This window comes from Microbacterium sp. HSID17254 (assembly GCF_003989315.1).
Lineage (GTDB): Bacteria > Actinomycetota > Actinomycetes > Actinomycetales > Microbacteriaceae > Microbacterium.
Genome location: NZ_RBLT01000024.1, coordinates 39,011 through 55,565 on the forward strand (window position 1 = coordinate 39,011; position 16,555 = coordinate 55,565).

22 protein-coding genes and 1 pseudogene are annotated in these 16,555 nt (G+C 66.2%); 14 read left to right on the top strand and 9 right to left on the bottom strand.

The genetic code is table 11. The annotated features are described in order from the left end of the window. Positions 1–25: 25 nt before the first annotated feature. From D8M34_RS13135 to D8M34_RS13145, 3 genes are read right to left on the bottom strand one after another with little or no spacing between them, the layout of a single operon-like run. On the bottom strand, positions 26–583 hold the full coding sequence (locus tag D8M34_RS13135) for a signal peptidase II (protein ID WP_025105237.1): 558 nt from the start codon (positions 581–583) through the stop codon (positions 26–28). Continuing rightward, the gene (locus D8M34_RS13140) at positions 580–1,188 is read right to left on the bottom strand and encodes a cadmium resistance transporter (protein WP_025105236.1); all 609 of its coding nucleotides are present in this window, start codon (positions 1,186–1,188) and stop codon (positions 580–582) included. The genes D8M34_RS13135 and D8M34_RS13140 overlap by 4 nt, the downstream gene beginning before the upstream one ends. Beyond that, complete coding sequence (locus D8M34_RS13145) at positions 1,185–1,517, bottom strand: ArsR/SmtB family transcription factor (protein ID WP_025105235.1); 333 nt, start codon at positions 1,515–1,517, stop codon at positions 1,185–1,187. The genes D8M34_RS13140 and D8M34_RS13145 overlap by 4 nt, the downstream gene beginning before the upstream one ends. A 261-nt stretch (positions 1,518–1,778) precedes the next feature. Here D8M34_RS13145 and D8M34_RS13150 point away from each other — a divergent pair, with 261 nt between their 5' ends. Both D8M34_RS13150 and D8M34_RS13155 read left to right on the top strand, forming a co-directional pair. Beyond that, positions 1,779–2,060: a metal-sensitive transcriptional regulator gene (locus tag D8M34_RS13150; protein ID WP_126894222.1), complete on the top strand. Its 282-nt coding sequence runs from the start codon at positions 1,779–1,781 to the stop codon at positions 2,058–2,060. A gap of 26 nt (positions 2,061–2,086) precedes the next feature. After that, the gene (locus D8M34_RS13155) at positions 2,087–2,410 is read left to right on the top strand and encodes a heavy-metal-associated domain-containing protein (protein WP_025105233.1); all 324 of its coding nucleotides are present in this window, start codon (positions 2,087–2,089) and stop codon (positions 2,408–2,410) included. A 159-nt stretch (positions 2,411–2,569) separates the two neighbouring features. Here D8M34_RS13155 and D8M34_RS19545 read toward each other — a convergent pair whose 3' ends face one another. Then, entirely contained in the window at positions 2,570–2,710 is a 141-nt protein-coding gene (locus tag D8M34_RS19545) for a hypothetical protein (RefSeq protein WP_238695660.1), read from the bottom strand. Between the two features lie 30 nt (positions 2,711–2,740). Here D8M34_RS19545 and D8M34_RS13160 point away from each other — a divergent pair, with 30 nt between their 5' ends. The 4 genes from D8M34_RS13160 to D8M34_RS13175 all read left to right on the top strand — a co-directional run bounded on the left by D8M34_RS13160 (position 2,741) and on the right by D8M34_RS13175 (position 6,871). Next, on the top strand, positions 2,741–4,669 hold the full coding sequence (locus D8M34_RS13160) for a heavy metal translocating P-type ATPase (protein WP_025105232.1): 1,929 nt from the start codon (positions 2,741–2,743) through the stop codon (positions 4,667–4,669). A gap of 49 nt (positions 4,670–4,718) precedes the next feature. Next, positions 4,719–5,195 (top strand): DUF6153 family protein, encoded by a 477-nt coding sequence (locus tag D8M34_RS13165; protein ID WP_161973072.1) that lies wholly within the window; start codon positions 4,719–4,721, stop codon positions 5,193–5,195. An 88-nt stretch (positions 5,196–5,283) separates the two neighbouring features. Continuing rightward, positions 5,284–5,880, top strand: a complete 597-nt coding sequence (locus D8M34_RS13170) for a DUF305 domain-containing protein (RefSeq protein WP_025105230.1) — start codon at positions 5,284–5,286, stop codon at positions 5,878–5,880. Positions 5,881–6,025: 145 nt separating this feature from the next. Next, the gene (locus tag D8M34_RS13175) at positions 6,026–6,871 is read left to right on the top strand and encodes a F510_1955 family glycosylhydrolase (protein WP_085604263.1); all 846 of its coding nucleotides are present in this window, start codon (positions 6,026–6,028) and stop codon (positions 6,869–6,871) included. A 697-nt stretch (positions 6,872–7,568) separates the two neighbouring features. Here the strand turns inward: D8M34_RS13175 and D8M34_RS13185 are convergent. The 5 genes from D8M34_RS13185 to D8M34_RS13205 all read right to left on the bottom strand — a co-directional run bounded on the left by D8M34_RS13185 (position 7,569) and on the right by D8M34_RS13205 (position 11,704). Then, positions 7,569–8,375 (bottom strand): AAA family ATPase, encoded by an 807-nt coding sequence (locus tag D8M34_RS13185; RefSeq protein ID WP_025105228.1) that lies wholly within the window; start codon positions 8,373–8,375, stop codon positions 7,569–7,571. After that, entirely contained in the window at positions 8,375–9,760 is a 1,386-nt protein-coding gene (locus D8M34_RS13190; RefSeq protein WP_025105227.1) for a Mu transposase C-terminal domain-containing protein, read from the bottom strand. Before D8M34_RS13190 ends, D8M34_RS13185 begins: the two co-directional genes overlap by 1 nt. Positions 9,761–9,765: 5 nt before the next feature. Further along, positions 9,766–10,362: a recombinase family protein gene (locus D8M34_RS13195; RefSeq protein WP_025105226.1), complete on the bottom strand. Its 597-nt coding sequence runs from the start codon at positions 10,360–10,362 to the stop codon at positions 9,766–9,768. A gap of 166 nt (positions 10,363–10,528) precedes the next feature. Continuing rightward, positions 10,529–11,158: a DUF305 domain-containing protein gene (locus tag D8M34_RS13200; protein WP_197426480.1), complete on the bottom strand. Its 630-nt coding sequence runs from the start codon at positions 11,156–11,158 to the stop codon at positions 10,529–10,531. 141 nt (positions 11,159–11,299) lie between these two features. Continuing rightward, complete coding sequence (locus tag D8M34_RS13205) at positions 11,300–11,704, bottom strand: four-helix bundle copper-binding protein (protein ID WP_025105224.1); 405 nt, start codon at positions 11,702–11,704, stop codon at positions 11,300–11,302. A gap of 110 nt (positions 11,705–11,814) precedes the next feature. On the opposite strand from D8M34_RS13205, the gene D8M34_RS13210 reads away from it, so the two are divergent. The 8 genes and pseudogenes from D8M34_RS13210 to D8M34_RS13245 form a co-directional block, all read left to right on the top strand. Continuing rightward, on the top strand, positions 11,815–12,096 hold the full coding sequence (locus tag D8M34_RS13210; RefSeq protein ID WP_025105223.1) for a metal-sensitive transcriptional regulator: 282 nt from the start codon (positions 11,815–11,817) through the stop codon (positions 12,094–12,096). Between the two features lie 156 nt (positions 12,097–12,252). Next, positions 12,253–12,714: a heavy-metal-associated domain-containing protein gene (locus D8M34_RS19555; protein WP_081811644.1), complete on the top strand. Its 462-nt coding sequence runs from the start codon at positions 12,253–12,255 to the stop codon at positions 12,712–12,714. 46 nt (positions 12,715–12,760) lie between these two features. Further along, positions 12,761–13,210 carry a DUF6153 family protein gene (locus tag D8M34_RS13220; protein ID WP_126894224.1) on the top strand — a complete coding sequence of 150 codons (450 nt, stop codon included), beginning with the start codon at positions 12,761–12,763 and terminating at the stop codon, positions 13,208–13,210. Between the two features lie 75 nt (positions 13,211–13,285). Next, entirely contained in the window at positions 13,286–13,882 is a 597-nt protein-coding gene (locus D8M34_RS13225) for a DUF305 domain-containing protein (RefSeq protein WP_025105220.1), read from the top strand. A gap of 77 nt (positions 13,883–13,959) precedes the next feature. Next, complete coding sequence (locus D8M34_RS13230) at positions 13,960–14,850, top strand: F510_1955 family glycosylhydrolase (protein ID WP_025105219.1); 891 nt, start codon at positions 13,960–13,962, stop codon at positions 14,848–14,850. A 97-nt stretch (positions 14,851–14,947) separates the two neighbouring features. Further along, positions 14,948–15,208: a hypothetical protein gene (locus D8M34_RS19560; RefSeq protein WP_231729549.1), complete on the top strand. Its 261-nt coding sequence runs from the start codon at positions 14,948–14,950 to the stop codon at positions 15,206–15,208. Positions 15,209–15,392: 184 nt separating this feature from the next. Then, positions 15,393–16,184, top strand: a complete 792-nt coding sequence (locus D8M34_RS13240) for a DMT family transporter (RefSeq protein WP_274543269.1) — start codon at positions 15,393–15,395, stop codon at positions 16,182–16,184. 166 nt (positions 16,185–16,350) lie between these two features. Next, positions 16,351–16,555: pseudogene (locus D8M34_RS13245) on the top strand (M3 family metallopeptidase); the annotation flags it as partial.

Genomic DNA, 16,555 nt, shown 5'->3' on the forward strand with positions numbered 1-16,555 from the left:
AGCGATCCCGCCCCCTTCTCGTTGCTCAGCGCGCGAGGAGCGTGGTCTGGATCTTGTCGGAGACGGCTTCGCGCAGCGGCCGCACGGCCTCGGCGTCCCAGGCCTGGTCGCGGTGCAGCAGGAGCAGGACGGCCCATCCGAGGAGGCCGAGGGTGGTGAAGACGTCAGCCATGTTGAAGACGGCAAACCAGTCGACGGCGATGAAATCGACGACCTCTCCACTAAGCGGTTCGGTGTGCGCGCGAGTAGTGCGGTCCCACAGGTTGCCTATCGCCCCACCGGCCGCGACGGCCAGAAGAGCGGTGGGGCCCATGTTGCGTCCGCGCACAGCTCGGACGACTATCCAGGCCAGAAGTCCGGTGGTGAGTGCCATGATGCCGACGACGAGAGGTGCTCCCACGTCCCCACCGAGACCGAAGGCGACGCCGGGATTGAACACGAGACGAAGGCTCACCCCGAGGCCGAGTTCAATCTCCTCGCCGTTACCCAGAAAGGACAGTGCCCAGGCCTTCGTGAGTTGGTCGATCGCGAACGCTGCAGCGATGGCACCGGCGGCGACGGCCAGTCTGGCGACCTTGGTCATGACAGAACGTCGATGAGACGGAGGACTACGCCCGACTCGATCAGGATGTACAGGCCGAGCCCGATGAAAACGGCGGGCACGAGCCAATGCTCGATCTTCTCCAATGCTTCTGTGACGGTCTTGTTGGTGCCGACGAAGCGCGCGACGAGGCACCACACGGCGACGAGCACCAAGAAGACGATGATGGTGACGATGGTGTCCGGAACGGGGTTGGTGCGGAAGACCGGCGTGTAGAGGGAGATGTTGTCGGCGCCGTTGGCGATCGTGATGCCGGCGACTCCGAACAGTCCTCCTGCGCTGATCGCACTGTCGTCGTCGTCATCGTCGCCCCGGCGCCGGAGGGTTCGGATCAGGCCATAGACACCAATTGCGAGTGGGATCAGGCCCAAGAATCCGACCCATTGGTCCGGGACGATGGTGAGGCCGGCGGCGGCGATGACGCTGATCGCGACGAGAGCGATGAAGCCGAGGTATTGCCCTGCAACGACTTTCCATCCTGGAAGGGAGCCGCGTGTCGACGCGAGAAACAGCACCGTGAGGACAACGATGTCGTCGATGTTCGTGGCCGCGAACAGTCCGATGGCGGCCGCGATGGTTCCAATCATCGGGCATCACGCCCGTAGGTCTTGCACAGATCGACCTTGTAGCCGGTCGTGGCGAGGAGTCGCTCGGCGGCTTCCAGGATGTCGATGACTTCCGGAGTGGAGACGGAGTAAAAGTTCTGTCGACCTTCACTGCGGGCGATGACAAGTCCGCATTCGCGGAGGCATCCCACGTGCTCCGACACGGTTGACTGCGCCAACCCGAGCTCGTCGGTGAGGTCCCTCACCCGAGCCTCGCCCATCGACAGTCGCCGCAGTATCGACAAGCGACTGTGATCGGCAAGCGAGTGGAACAGCGATACAGCGGCGGTCATCTCAGTTGTCATCGTCATTCACCGATTATATCGGGTTTCGCCGATGAGAACTAACCGTCCAAAAACGATCGTTTACGGCGTAGTTCTGTCAGGGAGCAGCCCGAGGTCACCACTAACGGTCTCCGGAATGGGGTTGCGGCAGGCGCTTTTGGTTGAGTCCCGTGGCCGGGCGGGTGGAGAAGTCCGTGTGGTGGCCGAGTCAGCCCCCACTTGTGGCGCTCGGCGCCCAGGTCTGACGCTTCCACCCCGCCACATACCCCCACGGGGTATGCTGAGAGGGTGAACGGATACGAGGGCAACAAGGAGGCGTTGCAGCAGCGTCTGCGTCGTGTCGAGTGTCAGGTGCGGGGGATCGCTCGAATGGTTGATGAGGACAAGTACTGCATCGACATCCTCACGCAGGTGTCCGCGGCGACGAGGGCTCTGGAGACGGTCGCGCTCTCGCTGCTGGGCGATCACTTGAGCCACTGTGTCGCGGAGGCTAGTGCCGAAGGTGGCGAGGTTGCGGCGGAGAAGATCCGTGAAGCGAATGACGCTATCGCTCGTCTCGTCCGTTCCTGACCATCTGAGATCTGGAGGATCGCATAATGACCGAACGCATCGAACTCGGGTTGAAGGACGCCAACGCAGGGTGCGCGTGCTGCGCGTCCCCGACTGATGCCGCGGCCGCGGAGACGAGTCAGTCGGCTCTCGCCCGGGACGTCTTCGTTGACGGGATGACGTGCTCACATTGCGTGTCCAGCGTGACCGACGAATTATCGTCCGTTGACGGTGTCGAGAGCGTGACCGTTTCCCTGAACGCCGGGGCGACCTCGCGTGTGACGATTCACAGCGCAGTGGCGGTTGATCCGTCGCTCATCAAGGCCGCCGTCGAGGAAGCGGGATACACGCTCGCGCCTCAGCCCAGCTGACCGGCGGGTCTCTCCACCCGACTCTGCACGCATCTGAAGCGAAGGAGGCTCATCGTGAGCCAGCAGGATCACACCTCTATGCACCACCACGGACAGCATGCCGAGGGGACACCGCCGACGGTGGCTCACGAGTCCCGAGCAGATCACGCGGCACCCGTTTCACATGCAGGCCACGACCCGCATGCCGGACACGACCCGCACGCAGGTCACGCGCAGCACGACGGGCATGCCCCACATGGCGGCCATGCGGGCCACGGCGGCCACGGCGGCCATGGGGGGCACGGGGGTCACGGTGATCATGTCGGGCAGTTCCGGCGGCTGTTCTGGATCATGCTCGTGCTGGCTGTTCCGGTGGTCGCGTTCTCGATGATGTTCTCCATGCTGCTCGGGTATTCGCTACCCGATGCGGCATGGGTGATGTGGATCTCGCCTGTTCTCGGCACGGTGATGTATGTCTGGGGTGGCGCCCCGTTCCTCACGGGCGCAGTCAGTGAGCTGCGTTCCCGCAAGCCCGGAATGATGCTGCTCATCGCCCTGGCGATCACGGTCGCGTTCCTTGCCTCGTGGGGCGCGAGCGTCGGCCTGCTGCACCACGAGCTGGACTTCTGGTGGGAACTGGCGCTCCTGATCGTCATCATGCTGCTCGGGCACTGGATCGAGATGCGTTCGCTCGCGCAGACCACGTCCGCGCTCGACTCTCTTGCCGCGCTCTTGCCCGACGAGGCGGAGAAGGTCGAGGGTGATGCCACTGTCACAGTGGCCCCGTCCGATCTGCAGGTCGGGGACGTCGTCGTGGTCCGCCCCGGCGGTCGCGTTCCCGCCGATGGGCGGATCGTGCAGGGGTCGGCGAGCATGGACGAGTCGATGATCACGGGTGAGTCCCGTCCGGTGCGCCGCGCCGACGGGGATCAGGTGATCGCGGGCACGGTTGCCACTGACTCCGGTGTCCGGGTGGAGATCACCGCGGTCGGGGAGAACACTGCGCTGGCGGGCATTCAGAAGCTGGTGACGGAGGCGCAGAGTTCGTCGTCGCGGGCGCAGCGCCTCGCGGACCGCGCCGCGGGGTGGTTGTTCTGGTTTGCCCTCGGTGCCGGTGTCATCACCGCGATCGTGTGGACGCTCGTCGGACTTCCCGATCAGGCCGTGGTTCGGACGATCACGGTGCTGGTGATCGCCTGCCCGCACGCACTCGGTCTCGCGATCCCGCTCGTCGTGTCCATCGCGACCGAACGTGCCGCCAGGGCTGGTGTCCTGGTGAAGGATCGTCTCGCGCTGGAGAGCATGCGCACCGTGGACACGGTGCTGTTCGACAAGACCGGCACACTGACCAAGGGCGCCCCCGCGGTCACCGCCATCGAACCGGCAGGCTCCCTGAGCGCGGACGAACTGCTCGCCCTCGCTGCCGCGGCCGAGGCCGATTCGGAGCATCCCCTCGCTCGTGCAATCGTCAACGCCGCGAAGGAAAAGAGCCTGACTGTCGCGGCGTCGCAGGACTTCGAGTCCTCGCCGGCGGTGGGGGTCAAGGCCCGCGTCGACGGCCGTACCGTGCAGGTCGGTGGCCCGTACATGCTCGAGCAGGAGCACGCGAGCGAGCTGGGTGTTGCAGATCAGTGGCGCGAGGACGGCGCGATCATCCTGCACGTCCTCGTCGACGGCACGGTGGCCGGTGCCCTGCGATTGGCCGATGAGATCCGTCCGGAGTCCCGGGAGGCGATCCGAGCCTTGCATGAGAGGAACGTGCAGGTGGTCATGATCACCGGTGATGCGGAGGCTGTCGCGGCGTCCGTGGCGGCGGATCTCGGCATCGACAGGTTCTTCGCCGGGGTTCGCCCAGAAGACAAGGCGTCGAAGGTGAAGGAGCTGCAGGGCGAGGGCCGCTCGGTGGCGATGGTGGGTGATGGGGTGAACGACGCACCCGCGCTCGCGCAGGCAGACGTGGGTATCGCGATCGGTGCGGGCACGGACGTCGCGATCGCGTCCGCCGGTGTCATCCTCGCCAGCGACGACCCCCGATCAGTGCTGTCGGTGATCGACCTGTCCCGCGCCAGCTACCGCAAGATGAAGCAGAACCTGTGGTGGGCAGCCGGCTACAACCTCCTCTCCGTCCCCCTCGCGGCCGGCGTGCTCGCCCCGATCGGGTTCGTGCTGCCGATGTCGGTCGGAGCGGTGCTGATGTCGCTGTCCACGATCGTGGTCGCGCTGAACGCGCAGCTGCTGCGACGACTGGACCTCGCCCCAGAAGCGGTCATCACCCGGTAGGCGTTGTCGCGGCGGCGACGTACCCTGGAGGAAAGGAGGTGGAGCGGTGTTGATCACAGTCGCGCGGCGCGTGCACGACCAGCGCACGCTCACCCGAACCCTCCTCACGGTCGTCGCGGTCGCGGTCGCGGTCATCTGTGGGCTCTTGGCGATGCACTCGATGAACACGCACGCGATGACCTCCGGGCACGGTGACACGGTCGCTGTCGGACACAGCGACCTCGCCGCTGCCAGCACCGGCCACACGGCCGGCACCGACCATGCAGGCACTCACCTTTCGCAATCGGCTCCGGGTTCTGCGGCTGCGGACGCGGGGTGTGCGACGTGCTCGGACGATCACGGGATGGCGTGGATGGCGTGCGTGCTCGCCCTCCTCGTCGCCGTCATTCTGCTCGCACGCCCCACCGGGTGGTGGCGTCAGCTGATCCACGCGCTCGCACAGCCCGCGACGCCGGCCCGGACTCACGGAGCTCTGCACTTTTTCAAGCCGCCTTCGCTCACCGTTCTCTGCATCAGTCGTACGTGATCACCGGCGTGCCGCGTCTTGCCGGCACTGCCCTTGCGCTCAGCATCCTTGCTGGGCGCTTCATCACCGACTCTTGGAGAGAAACATCATGAAGACCCGTTTCGCGGCATCCGCCGCAGTCACCCTCACCGCCCTGCTCGCCCTCGTCGGGTGCGCCGGCACCACCTCCGGCGGTGACATGGAAGGCATGAACCACGGCGGCAGCAGCAGCTCCGCCCCCGCCTCCGCGGACGCCAACGATGCCGACATCATGTTCGCGAGCATGATGAAGGAACACCACGCCCAGGCGATCGAGATGTCCGACATGCTGCTGAGCAAGGACGGCGTCGACGAGCGTGTCGTCGCGCTTGCAGAGAAGATCAAGGCCGCCCAGGAGCCCGAGATCCAGAAGATGGATCAGTGGCTCGAAGAGTGGGGTGCGGACACCTCCAGCATGGAGGGCATGGATCACGGCGACGGCATGATGTCCGAGGACGACATGCAGGCCCTCGAAGACGCCTCCGGCTCAGACGCCGGGCGTCTGTTCCTGGAGCAGATGATCCAGCACCACCAGGGCGCCGTGGAGATGGCGCAGGAGGAAGTCGACAACGGCCAGAACAGCGACGCTGTCGCGCTGGCCGAGACGATCATCGACGCGCAGACCAGCGAGATCTCCGAGATGGAAGACATCCTCGCCACTCTGTGACCCGACCCGTGGGGCGCGGCATCTACCCGCGCCCCACGGCGTCACTCGACATCGCTCGACATCACGGGGCGCGCGTGCGACCCCGCGCCATCCTCACCCTCTGGGGGTGCGTCTCAGCCGCATCCCGCTGCTACTTCGGAGTTTCATGAACCGCCGCAGACCCCTGTCCGCCCTCTCGCTCACTGCAGCGATCCTGACCCTCACCGGCTGCGCCGCACCACAGCTCGCCCCCACCGGTGCTGCGCCCCCCGTCATCGAGCACATCCACGGCATCGCCCCCGACCCTCGTGGAGAGAACTACCTCGTCGCCACGCACGGAGGGATCTTCACCCTCACATCTGAAGGCGCCGTCAGCGGTCCGATCGGAGGCCACGACTTCGACGCGATGGGCTTCACCGTCCACGGCGACGTGCTGTTCGCGTCCGGGCACCCGGGTACCCAGACGCCGCCCAACCTCGGCGCCCCGAACCTCGGCATCATCCGCAGCGACGACTACGGCGAATCCTGGTCGCCGATCGCCCTCAACGGCACGACTGACTTCCACACCCTCACAGCCGCAACCGACGGCACCCTCTTCGGAATCGCCTCCGACAGCGTCGATGTGCTCATCAGCGCCGACAACGGCGACACGTGGTCGACGGGGGCCGCCCTCTCGGCCGCGGATCTCGCCGCAACCGACAACGGCGTCTACGCGGCAGCGGAAGAAGGCCTCCTCCTCAGCACCGACAACGGCGCGACCTTCACCCCCGTCCCCGACGCCCCGCTGCTCTACACCCTCGACGCACAACCGGACGGGACGCTAGCCGGGATAGGAACCGGCAGTGCCCTCTGGGTACAGCAGCCCGATGGCACCTGGGAGAGCCTCGAACGCCTCCAGGGCGCCGCGCAAGCCTTCACAGCCCTCGCAGAGGACCGGTTCCTCGTCGTCGACGACAGGGGCATCGTCGAGATCACGCCCGACACAACCACGGTCCTGGCACCGGCCCGATGACGCGCGAAAGATCCCGACCATGATTCAACGGCGCAACCCCTTCCGGCACATGTCCGTCTTCATCGCCGGTGCCACCGTTCTCGCTGTCCTGCTCGCTATCGGCAGCTTCTTCCTCATCGGAGCGATGTTCTCGTGAACCTCCACCACCTCACACCACACCGGACCAAACAGCCCACGGGTAACCGCCTCTCGGCCCGACGATCTCCCCTCCAGCGGCATCGTCGGCTCGTGCGGCTTGGGACACTCATCGTCTTGCTGGCGGCTGTGTTGTTCGCCACCCACTTCACCATCGACCTGACGACCACCGCGAGTTCGTTCTGGACCTCCACCGTCGGGAGCTCCGAAACAGCGGTCGTCCTCGCCATCATCGGAGCCGCCCTCATCTGGCGCGAACCACCAAGGAACAACGCATGGCCCTCGACAACTACTGGGTCAACGCCGTCTGGTCCATCATCCCCACGATAGGGATCGCCGGGTTCTTCTGGTTCGTCATCCGATCGATCCTGCGAGCGGACCGCACCGAACGGAGAGCGCGAGACCGAGTAGAAGCTCAGCTTCGCGCCGAGCGGAATCAGCCGCGACCAGGGCCAGACCAGCCCCGCCGATAACGATCGTTTTCGGTGGCCTCGTCGACGTCGACGACCAGGTGTGTGGAGTTGGGTGATGCACGGCGGTTTTCTGAGACCGTTCGATGTCGCTAGGTGCCGATGACGAGGACGCTAGCGGCAGCTTCTACGACATCGTCGGTGATGGTCTCAAGGTCGTTGATCTTGAGGACGCGGATGATCTGGGGGAAGAGTCGCTCGAGGAGGCGGAAGTTTCCACGGGTGATGCGCTCGATCGCGGCGATGGCTTGAGCGTCGGTGAAGTCGTCAGGATCGAGAGTGCGCCCAAGCCGTTTCCAGTGGCGGTCGAGGACGAAGAGCAGCTCGTCTCGCGCGAGGGAGCGGTAGTGGTGGGAGAAACCGAGGCGGCTGTAGAGCTGGGGGTAGTGGCGGAAGCGCTGGTCGATGCCGGGCATGCCGATGAGGATGATCGCGATGTGGGTGCGGTCGTGTTTGTCGCGAAGTAGCTCTAGGGCGGTGGCAGTGAGTCGCTCGGCTTCGTCGATGATGAGCAGTTCGACGAGATGTGCGGAGCGTCCGGGCGGGAGAGGTTCGGGATCGAGGGTGCGGAGGTGTTCGTCCGCACAGACGCCGACCTTGCTTTCCCAGCGTTCAATGTCATGCATGAGGTCCTTGGGTCGGCAGAGAACCTCGGGGGTGTAGAAGACGGCGCGCGAACGGTTGGCGAGTGCATAGTGTTTCGCGTCATCGTCGCCGCGTGGTCCCCATCGCATGAGGAAGGGTTCAAGCGCATCCCAGTTCGCGTAACGGCGAGCGGAGTTAGTCTTCCCGACGCCCGCGTCGCCGTGGCAGATGCCGATGGTGTGCTCTTTGCGGACGGCGTTCGCGAACTCTCGGAAGCGGCGGTGTTCCTTGGTGATGATGAATGCTTCGCTCATCAGTCGTCCTCTTCATAGGTGCGCAGCCGCGGCCGTCGGCGCGGGGGCGGTGCTTCCCGTGGCTCTTCCCGAGGAGCTGTGGTGGGGATGCGGTCGTTGATCGCACGGCGCAGTTCGCGGCGGCGTGCGCGGCGAGCAGTTTCGACGTCGCGGAGGCTGAGTCGGAGGTTCGGGTGGGCTTCGTCGACGGCGATGCAAATAAACGAGTCGTGGTCGTAGACGCGAACTTCGGAGATGTCGCGGGGGTCGTAGCGGATGGTGACGGTGCGCCCGACGAAGGGTGCGAGGGTGGGTGCAAGGTAGCGCTGGCCCTGGAAATGTATGCCGTCGCGTTGCACCACCCGGTTCTTTGGAACGGTGAGGAGGAGCCCGTCGAGGTCGTCGAGGGTGTCCGGCATTCGCGGCAGCCAGCCGTCCGCAATCCATGCGTCTCGAGGGGAGGTGCCGAGTTCGCGGTGGGGTCGTTCGTTGTATGTGGTGACGAACGAGCCGATAGCGCGGTCTAGGGCGGGGAGGTCGAGTGCGGGTCGGGGCGAGCGGTGGTTAGGGCCGAGGTGGCCGGGCAGGGTGGCGAGGAGTTCGGTGTTGATGGTGCCGAAGAACCGCTCGATCTTCCCGCGCCCCTGAGGGCGGGCGACAGCGGAGTGAATGATGCGGAAGTGCAGCGCGACCGCGGTGCGTTCGAGATGGCGGCTGGTGAAGTCGGAGCCGTGGTCGACGTGGAGGATGTCAGGGAGCCCGCACATCGCCCATGCGGGATCGGTTTTGCGCCAGATCGCTTGCCTCAGTGCGAGCGCGGTGTTGAGGGCGGAGGGTGCGCCGGTGAAGACGGTGTACCCGCAGATAGCGCGGGAGTAGTCATCCAGCACCGTTGTTAGCCAGGGTCGGTCAGGTTTCCCGTCCGCTCCGGCGATGAGGATGTCGAGTTCGGTGTGGTCAGCCTGCCAGATCTGGTTCGGTCGTTCAGCGCGGCGCCGGTATACGAGCTCGTGCCGGTCTCGGTATGACTTGGGCCCATCGAGGGCCAGAGTGACAAGGGCGGGATCGAGGGAGAGCACGATCTCTCGCACGGTGGCATAGCTTGGCGCGGAAAGCTCGTGGAGTCGTGCAAACTCGGCGGTGAGTCGATGCAGGGTTGCCAGGCTGGGGCGGGGCTTGGTCAGCGCGAGCCACTCGACGAACGCCACGGTGTCAGGAGCAGTGCGCCTTTTTCCGGCGTCGGCGCGAGTGTGCGGGTCGAGGGCGGAAATCCCTCCGGCTCGGTAGAGGTGGTGCCAGCGCTGCAGTGTGCGGGTGCTGACTCCCGTGCCGCGGGCGATCGCCGCGAGGGGCACCTGGTCTTCGACGTGCAGTCGAAGCAACCGCCACCTTTCCTGGCCATCCATGACATCTACATCGGGACGTGCTCGCGCGGGGCGTGGATTCGCTGGTGCCGGTACAGGGTCGCTCGGCTCCACCCGACGAGCCGGGCTGCGTCTTCTGCAGTGCGGCCGCGTTTGCGTGCGTCGGCGACGACCTGGAGCTTCTCGGCGATCACGGCCGGATCGGAAGCGGGCCGGCCGAACTTCGTGCCGTTCTGGCGGGCGGCTGCAATGCCCGCATTGACCCGTTCGACGATGAGCTCGCGTTCGTACTCGGCGAGGGTGGCGAGCATGTTCAGCATCAACCGCCCCGTCGACGTCGCCGGATCGATGCCATCGGAAATCGATCGCACATGAACGTCACGTTCGCGCAAGAGATTCACCGTGTTGAGAACATCGATCAGGGAGCGCCCCAACCGGTCCACCCTCCACACCACGACCGTGTCGTCTGCCTCCGCGTAGTTGAGGAGACGCTTCATGCCGGGCCGCTCAACCGCCGCACGACTTCCGGAGGTGACATCCGAGAACACATCTCGTCTCTGCACGCCGGCGCCGATGAGCGCGTCGAGCTGAAGCTGCGCATCCTGGGCCGCCGTGCTTACGCGGGTGTATCCGAGAAGCCTCACCCGATCATTCTGACTCGAAAACCCTCACCAGGGACAGTGCTGAGACAATTCTCGTTGAGACGAGTTCCCGAGACACCCTGCATGCCGGAAGCACGCCGGTCGCGGTGCTCAACCCACGGGATGTCAGAGGCGTCTTGAAAAGCTTTTGTTTTGTGAGACGCCCTGGTTACTGGGTGGGGCACTGGCGTTGCGCCGTCCGGTCGAAGGTGGGCGCGGGCCGCGCCTCCGCTTCCTCCACGGTGTCGGCGACGCCGTTGCGCTGGATGTCGTCGATCAGCCAGTCCATCTCGAGGATCTCGTTCCGCTGCGCCTTGCTGATCTCGGCGGCGAGTTCGCAGACGCGGACATCCTGGATCTGGGCCCGCTCGGAGCGGGTGATGGCAAGCGAGTGGTGAGGGATCATCGCGCTCATCCAGTCGGTGTCGTCGACGGTGATCTGGCTGCGGTCGAAGGCTATCCCGCCGCCGATGAGCAGCACGCTGGCGGCGACGACGGCGATGTTCGCCTTGGTGTTCTTGTACATGTTGAGCATCCAGGCCAGCATCACCAACCCCATGGTGCCGCCCATGGTGAGGGCCATGAACACGCGACTCTCGCTGAAGCGGACGTGGCTCCATTCCCAGGAGCCGACAAACATCACCCAGTACATGACGACCATGCCGGTGAGGATCATCGCCCCGAACCGCAGGTACATCTTCCATGAGTGCCCGCCGGAGCCGTGCTTGCTCTCCTTCGAGTGATCACTACCCTGAGGGTTCTGGTGGGCGTGCGTTCCGTGCTGCTCGTTGGAAGTCATGGTTCTCCTGGTGCAATCGGTGGCGGGCGCGGGCGCTGAGGACGGGGCAAGCGGTCGTCGGCGATGCGCCGCCCGTGAGGTTGGTGGTGCGACGAGCGCGCTGCTGCTCAGCAGCACCCTGGGTTGTGGCGCGGCGGCGGGTTACAGCGCGGCCAGCAGGTCGGCACACGCCTGCTCGCAGCGGCGGCAGGACTCGGCGCACACCCGGCAGTGTTCGTGCATGTCGGCGTGCTGCTCACACTCGGACGCGCAGGACGCGCAGGCCATGCGGCACGCTTCGAGGAGCGCGCGGACGGTCGCCGCGTCGGGCTCGGTCTGCCGGGAGAGTACTGCGCCCGTGGCCGCGCAGATATCGGCACAGTCAGCGTTTCTGCGGATGCACGTGACCAGCTCGGCGACCATGTCCTCTCCGAGGCACGCGTCGGCGCAGGCGGTACACGCCTGCGCGCATTCCACGCACGCCTCGATACAGCGCAGCAGTGTGTCCTGTGCTGCGGCGGAGCCGACCTTCGGATGGGTGGCGAGCATCTGATCTGCGACAGTCATGACTGTTTCCCCTTCCCCGGGGGCTCTCCCCGGCGCAGGTGACGCTAGGGCGAGGAAGGGGGTGCACCGAAGGGGGTTGATATACCCCCCTCGGGTATAGTATGACCGCCATGCACGGGTATGCGGATAACAAGGGCGCGCTGTTGAAACGGTTGCGTCGGGCGGAGGGTCAGGTGCAGGGCATCGCACGGATGGTGGAGAACGACGACTACTGCATCGACATCCTCACTCAGGTGTCCGCGGCGACGAAGGCGCTCGAGGCTGTCGCCCTTTCGCTACTCGGTGATCATCTCAGCCACTGCGTTGCCGAGGCCACCGCGCAGGGCGGGGCGGTGGCGGAGGAGAAAGTCCGCGAGGCGAACGCTGCGATCGCCCGGCTTGTGCGCTCCTGACCATTCCGACGAGAGGAATCCTTGATGACGATTGAACGTGTCGAACTGGGACTGAAGGACTCCGGTGCCGGGTGCAGTTGCTGCGCGGCCCCGGAAGCGCCCGCGCAGAAGACCGCCGCGCCGGCCGGGGCGACGACGCAGATTCTGGTGGAGGGTATGACGTGCGGGCACTGCGTGAGTAGCGTCACCGAAGAACTCTCTGCCCTCGACGAGGTCGAGCAGGTGAGCGTTGACCTGAATGCCGGTGGGGTATCGACTGTCACCGTTCACAGCAGCGCTCCGCTGCGCCTCGACGCCGTCCGCGTGGCCGTTGACGAGGCCGGCTACACCGTCATCCTCGCCAGCGACGACCCGCGTTCCGTGCTGACGGTGATGGAGCTGTCGCGGGCGAGCTACCGGAAGATGAAGCAGAACCTGTGGTGGGCGGCGGGGTACAACCTCATCTCCGTACCGCTGGCGGCGGGCATCCTCGCCCCGGTCGGTTTCGTGCTGCCGATGTCGGTCGGTGCGATCCTGATGTCGCTATCGACGATCGTCGTCGCCCTCAACGCGCAGCTGCTGCGCCGGCTCGACCTGCGCCCCGACGTCACCCCTAGCGCGGTACTTCAGGGGAGCTGACAGGACAGCTCTGTAGGGTCCCGTCGTGCAGGAAGGAGGACGTCGCATGCGGGCAACGGAACCGCGTCGCTGGATGAACCGGCGCCCGTCGCTGCTGCGCGCTGTCCTGTTCACCTCCACGCTGGTGCTCGGCGTGCTGATCGGACTGCTCGGCATGCACGTGCTCAGCACCGGCCCGGCACACCACGCAGCCGTCACCGCTGGCGCACACATCACGCACCACGACAGCGGGACTCACGATGCAACCCCCGTGACGGCACAGCCCGGTGCCGCGGCGCCCTGCTCCGATGGAGATGGGTGCGCGGGCGATATGGACGCCATGGGATTCATGGCGTGCGTGCTCGCGCTCCTCGCCGCAGCGATCGTCCTCACCATCCGCCCCGGGCCGGGTTTCCTCCTCCCTCGGACCGCCATCGTGCCACCCGCTACGTATCCAGTGGTGCGGGCACCGGTCCGCCCGCCGAACCTGACCGTCCTCTCCATCAGTCGTACGTGAACTGTGTTTGCCCCTCGCAGACACGGGGCGCTTTCACGCGCCCGCACACGCCCACCTCACGACATTGGAGTAATCATGAAGTTCCGCACTCTCACCGTCAGCGCCGGCCTCCTCGCCGGGGCGCTCGTCCTCGCCGGATGCGGTGACACCACCGCCGGCAGCAGCGACATGGAAGGCATGGACCACAGCAGCAGCGCGACCGCCGATGCGAGCGACGCGACGTTCAACGACGCGGACGTCTCCTTCGCGATGGGCATGGCGATGCACCACCAGCAGGCCATCGAGATGTCCGACACGCTGCTGGCCAAGGACGATGTCGATGCGGAAGTCGCCGCCCTCGCCGAGGACATCAAAGCCGCCCAGACCCCCGAGATCGAGACCATGAACCAGTGGCTAGAAACCTGGGGACAGGACACCGGCATGGGAGGCATGGACCACAGCGACGGGATGATGTCCGAAGAGGACATGACGGCCCTCGAAGAAGCCGACGGCGAGACCGCTTCCACGCTGTTCCTCGAGCAGATGATCGTCCACCACGAGGGTGCTATTGACATGGCGCAGACCGAGCTGAACGAGGGTGAGAACCCCGACGCTCTCGCCCTCGCGCAGAAGATCGTCGACGACCAGGAAGCCGAGATCGCGCAGATGGAGGACATGCTCACCCAACGGTGAGCATGTCCCCTCCCCACCGGGTGGCTGTCCCCGACAGACGGCCACCCGGTGTCGCCCATCTGCGCCCTGGAGAAAATATGCCCGCCCATCCCGCCCATCGCCGCGCCGTCACCGCGCTCACCCTCGCCACCACCGCGATGTTGATCCTGACCGGTTGCATCGGGCCCACCGACCCTGATCACGACACACAGGTCGCCCTCGAACACATTCACGGGCTCGCCGAGAACCCGGGCACCGGCGGCCTCCTCATCGCCAGTCACGGCGGCATATACCAACTCGACGCACTCACCCGCGATGCAGAACTCACCGGCCCCATCGCCGGAAACGACTTCGACGCGATGGGATTCACCGCCGCCGGTGGTGCGCTCTACGCCTCTGGACACCCCGGCAAGAACAGTCCCGGCCACTTCGGGTCCGGCAACCTCGGACTCATCCGTTCCGACGACGGCGGTGACACCTGGCAGAACGTCTCACTGGCAGGTGAAGCCGACTTCCACGACCTCACCGTCAGCCCCCGCGACCCGAACCGCATCTACGTGAACAACTTCGGTATCGTCCACCGCTCCGACGACGGCGGACACAGCTGGAACAACGGCGCCGGCATCGACGCATGGGACATCCTCGTCGACCCCGCCGACCCCGACGTAATCTACGCGACCACCTCCACCGGCTTGCACATCAGCCGCGACGGAGGCAGGACCTTCACCCTCGAGCCGGAAGCACCGAGAATGGTCCTCATCGCAGCGTTCAGCGATGGACGCCTCGTCGGAGCAGGTACCGACGGACAGCTCGTGTATCAAGCACCCTCGGGCAATTGGGCCTCAGGCAGCGAGCTCGGTACAGGACTGCAAGCCCTCACCACCACCAAAGCCGACGGGGTCATCGTCGCCGAAGACCGCGGTATCCGACTCTTCACCAGCCCGGACAGCCCCGGACAGGTGTTGTTCCGACCAGACCCCCACCTGTAAGAACTCGCGGCGTACGACTTCACCAAGGACTGACGGCCAAGCGACGGTAATCGCCCAGAGGGCAAAGCCCCCTAGCTGCTGAAGCGTGCGTCAGCGAATGACCGAAGTCCACCGCCACGAAGCACTCAAGTCCACAGACCAGGTGCACGACACGCCGAGAACCGATCCGCCGAAACCCCCTGCCGAAACCAATCCTCGCCGGAACGGCAGAGGTACCGTTTTCGGCATGGCACATGAAGTCGGCTACGCCCGAGTCTCCAAGCGCGAGCAAAACCCGGACGCGCAGGCCGCCGAGCTTCGCGCCGCCGGCTGCGAACGGGCCTGTTCGACGTCGCCGAAACCGACCCCACCATACTGACCGTGGAGAACCTAGCCAGCCACCTGCCCACGTCGACCCGCACCACGCAACCGCTCGCCCACAGACGTCGGCGTTTCCCCCGGGGACCCTGATACGCCGCCGCAGACTCCAGGAGGCAGCGCAAGAGCTCTGCGACAACCCCGCACTCAATCTGGCAGCGCTGGCCCACGATCCGGCTAGACCGATGCCGCCCACCTCACCGGCGACTTCCGAGCCCACCTCGGAACCACCCCCAGAACCTGCCGACAGACAGCGCAGACCATCGACCCCGCTCGATGGCTCCCGCGGCGCGAGTCGACCGCACTGGCAACTTCGCACTTTCAAACTTCGTAAGTTACCGACAGCCCTCAACAGTGCCGAACGGACCCTCGACGCCGGGACCGCCGCTATGGTCGTGAACCTGGCGCCGCTCATGGTCGTCGTCTTCAGCGGTCTCTTCCTCCGGGAGGGATTCCCCCGCCCCCTGGTGATCGGCGCCCCCATCGCCTTCCTCGGGGTGGTCCTCATCGGCATGAACTCCACCAGCAGCACCGGCCCCGACCTCACGGGCCTCCTGCTGGCCCTTCTCGCCGCGGTCATGTACGCGGGGTGCACCCTGCTGCAGAAACACCTGCTCACCTCGGGGGTCGACGCCACCACGCTGACCTGGCTCGGGGCGGCCGCCGGCACGATCGCCCTGCTTCCCTGGCTCGGCGCGTTGATCGCCGACGTGCAGACGGCGCCCCTCGACGCGACGCTGTGGGTGGTCTACCTCGGCATCTTCCCCACCGCCATCGCCTTCACCACCTGGGCGTACGTGCTGCAGCGCAGCACCGCGGGGAAGACCTCAGCGACGACCTACGTGGTCCCGGCCCTCGCGATCCTGCTGTCGTGGCTGATCCTCGGGGAGGTGCCCACCCCGCTCATGTTCGTGGGCGGCGCGCTGTGCCTGCTCGGCGTGCTCATCACGCGAATGCGCGGGCGGCGCTCGCGCTGAGCGCGCCGCCCGCGCGGGTCCAGGTCGGTCCGCGCGGATGCGATTACGCTGGTCGGCGGAGGGGCGCGCCGTGCGGGCCCGCGTGTGACTGAGGGAGACGAAGACCGATGACCGACGCCGACGCGCAGACCCCGCCGACGATCTCCGCACCCCCGCCGCCGCCCGCGTCCCGCCACGGTACCCCGCTACCTACGCGCCCAGCGGCTTCTCCGGCGGCGCACACGCCGGCTAGTCATCGGCGCTTTGGAGTGAGGTGCTCGACGCCGACACCGTGGAGTGGTTCCGGGAGAACGGCGGCCTCACCCGCACCAATGGAGACCGCTTCCGCGACCGGCTGCTCGGCGTCGGCGGCTCGAAGGACCCGCTGGCCG

Bases quoted from the DNA above. Each gene is read 5' to 3' on its own strand.
- D8M34_RS13140 (WP_025105236.1), bottom strand. From the start codon at position 1,188: ATGATTGGAACCATCGCGGCCGCCATCGGACTGTTCGCGGCCACGAAC.
- D8M34_RS13185 (WP_025105228.1), bottom strand. From the start codon at position 8,375: ATGAGCGAAGCATTCATCATCACCAAGGAACACCGCCGCTTCCGAGAG.
- D8M34_RS19545 (WP_238695660.1), bottom strand. From the start codon at position 2,710: ATGATCACCGTGACCCCCGTGCCCCCCATGGCCGCCGTGGCCGCCGTG.
- D8M34_RS19560 (WP_231729549.1), top strand. From the start codon at position 14,948: ATGACCGAAGTCCACCGCCACGAAGCACTCAAGTCCACAGACCAGGTG.
- D8M34_RS13210 (WP_025105223.1), top strand. From the start codon at position 11,815: ATGCACGGGTATGCGGATAACAAGGGCGCGCTGTTGAAACGGTTGCGT.
- D8M34_RS13190 (WP_025105227.1), bottom strand. From the start codon at position 9,760: ATGGATGGCCAGGAAAGGTGGCGGTTGCTTCGACTGCACGTCGAAGAC.
- D8M34_RS13240 (WP_274543269.1), top strand. From the start codon at position 15,393: ATGCCGCCCACCTCACCGGCGACTTCCGAGCCCACCTCGGAACCACCC.
- D8M34_RS13200 (WP_197426480.1), bottom strand. From the start codon at position 11,158: ATGACTTCCAACGAGCAGCACGGAACGCACGCCCACCAGAACCCTCAG.
- D8M34_RS13135 (WP_025105237.1), bottom strand. From the start codon at position 583: ATGACCAAGGTCGCCAGACTGGCCGTCGCCGCCGGTGCCATCGCTGCA.
- D8M34_RS13175 (WP_085604263.1), top strand. From the start codon at position 6,026: ATGAACCGCCGCAGACCCCTGTCCGCCCTCTCGCTCACTGCAGCGATC.
- D8M34_RS13155 (WP_025105233.1), top strand. From the start codon at position 2,087: ATGACCGAACGCATCGAACTCGGGTTGAAGGACGCCAACGCAGGGTGC.
- D8M34_RS13170 (WP_025105230.1), top strand. From the start codon at position 5,284: ATGAAGACCCGTTTCGCGGCATCCGCCGCAGTCACCCTCACCGCCCTG.
- D8M34_RS13145 (WP_025105235.1), bottom strand. From the start codon at position 1,517: ATGACGATGACAACTGAGATGACCGCCGCTGTATCGCTGTTCCACTCG.
- D8M34_RS13230 (WP_025105219.1), top strand. From the start codon at position 13,960: ATGCCCGCCCATCCCGCCCATCGCCGCGCCGTCACCGCGCTCACCCTC.
- D8M34_RS13225 (WP_025105220.1), top strand. From the start codon at position 13,286: ATGAAGTTCCGCACTCTCACCGTCAGCGCCGGCCTCCTCGCCGGGGCG.
- D8M34_RS13160 (WP_025105232.1), top strand. From the start codon at position 2,741: ATGCTCGTGCTGGCTGTTCCGGTGGTCGCGTTCTCGATGATGTTCTCC.
- D8M34_RS13220 (WP_126894224.1), top strand. From the start codon at position 12,761: ATGCGGGCAACGGAACCGCGTCGCTGGATGAACCGGCGCCCGTCGCTG.
- D8M34_RS13205 (WP_025105224.1), bottom strand. From the start codon at position 11,704: ATGACTGTCGCAGATCAGATGCTCGCCACCCATCCGAAGGTCGGCTCC.
- D8M34_RS19555 (WP_081811644.1), top strand. From the start codon at position 12,253: ATGACGTGCGGGCACTGCGTGAGTAGCGTCACCGAAGAACTCTCTGCC.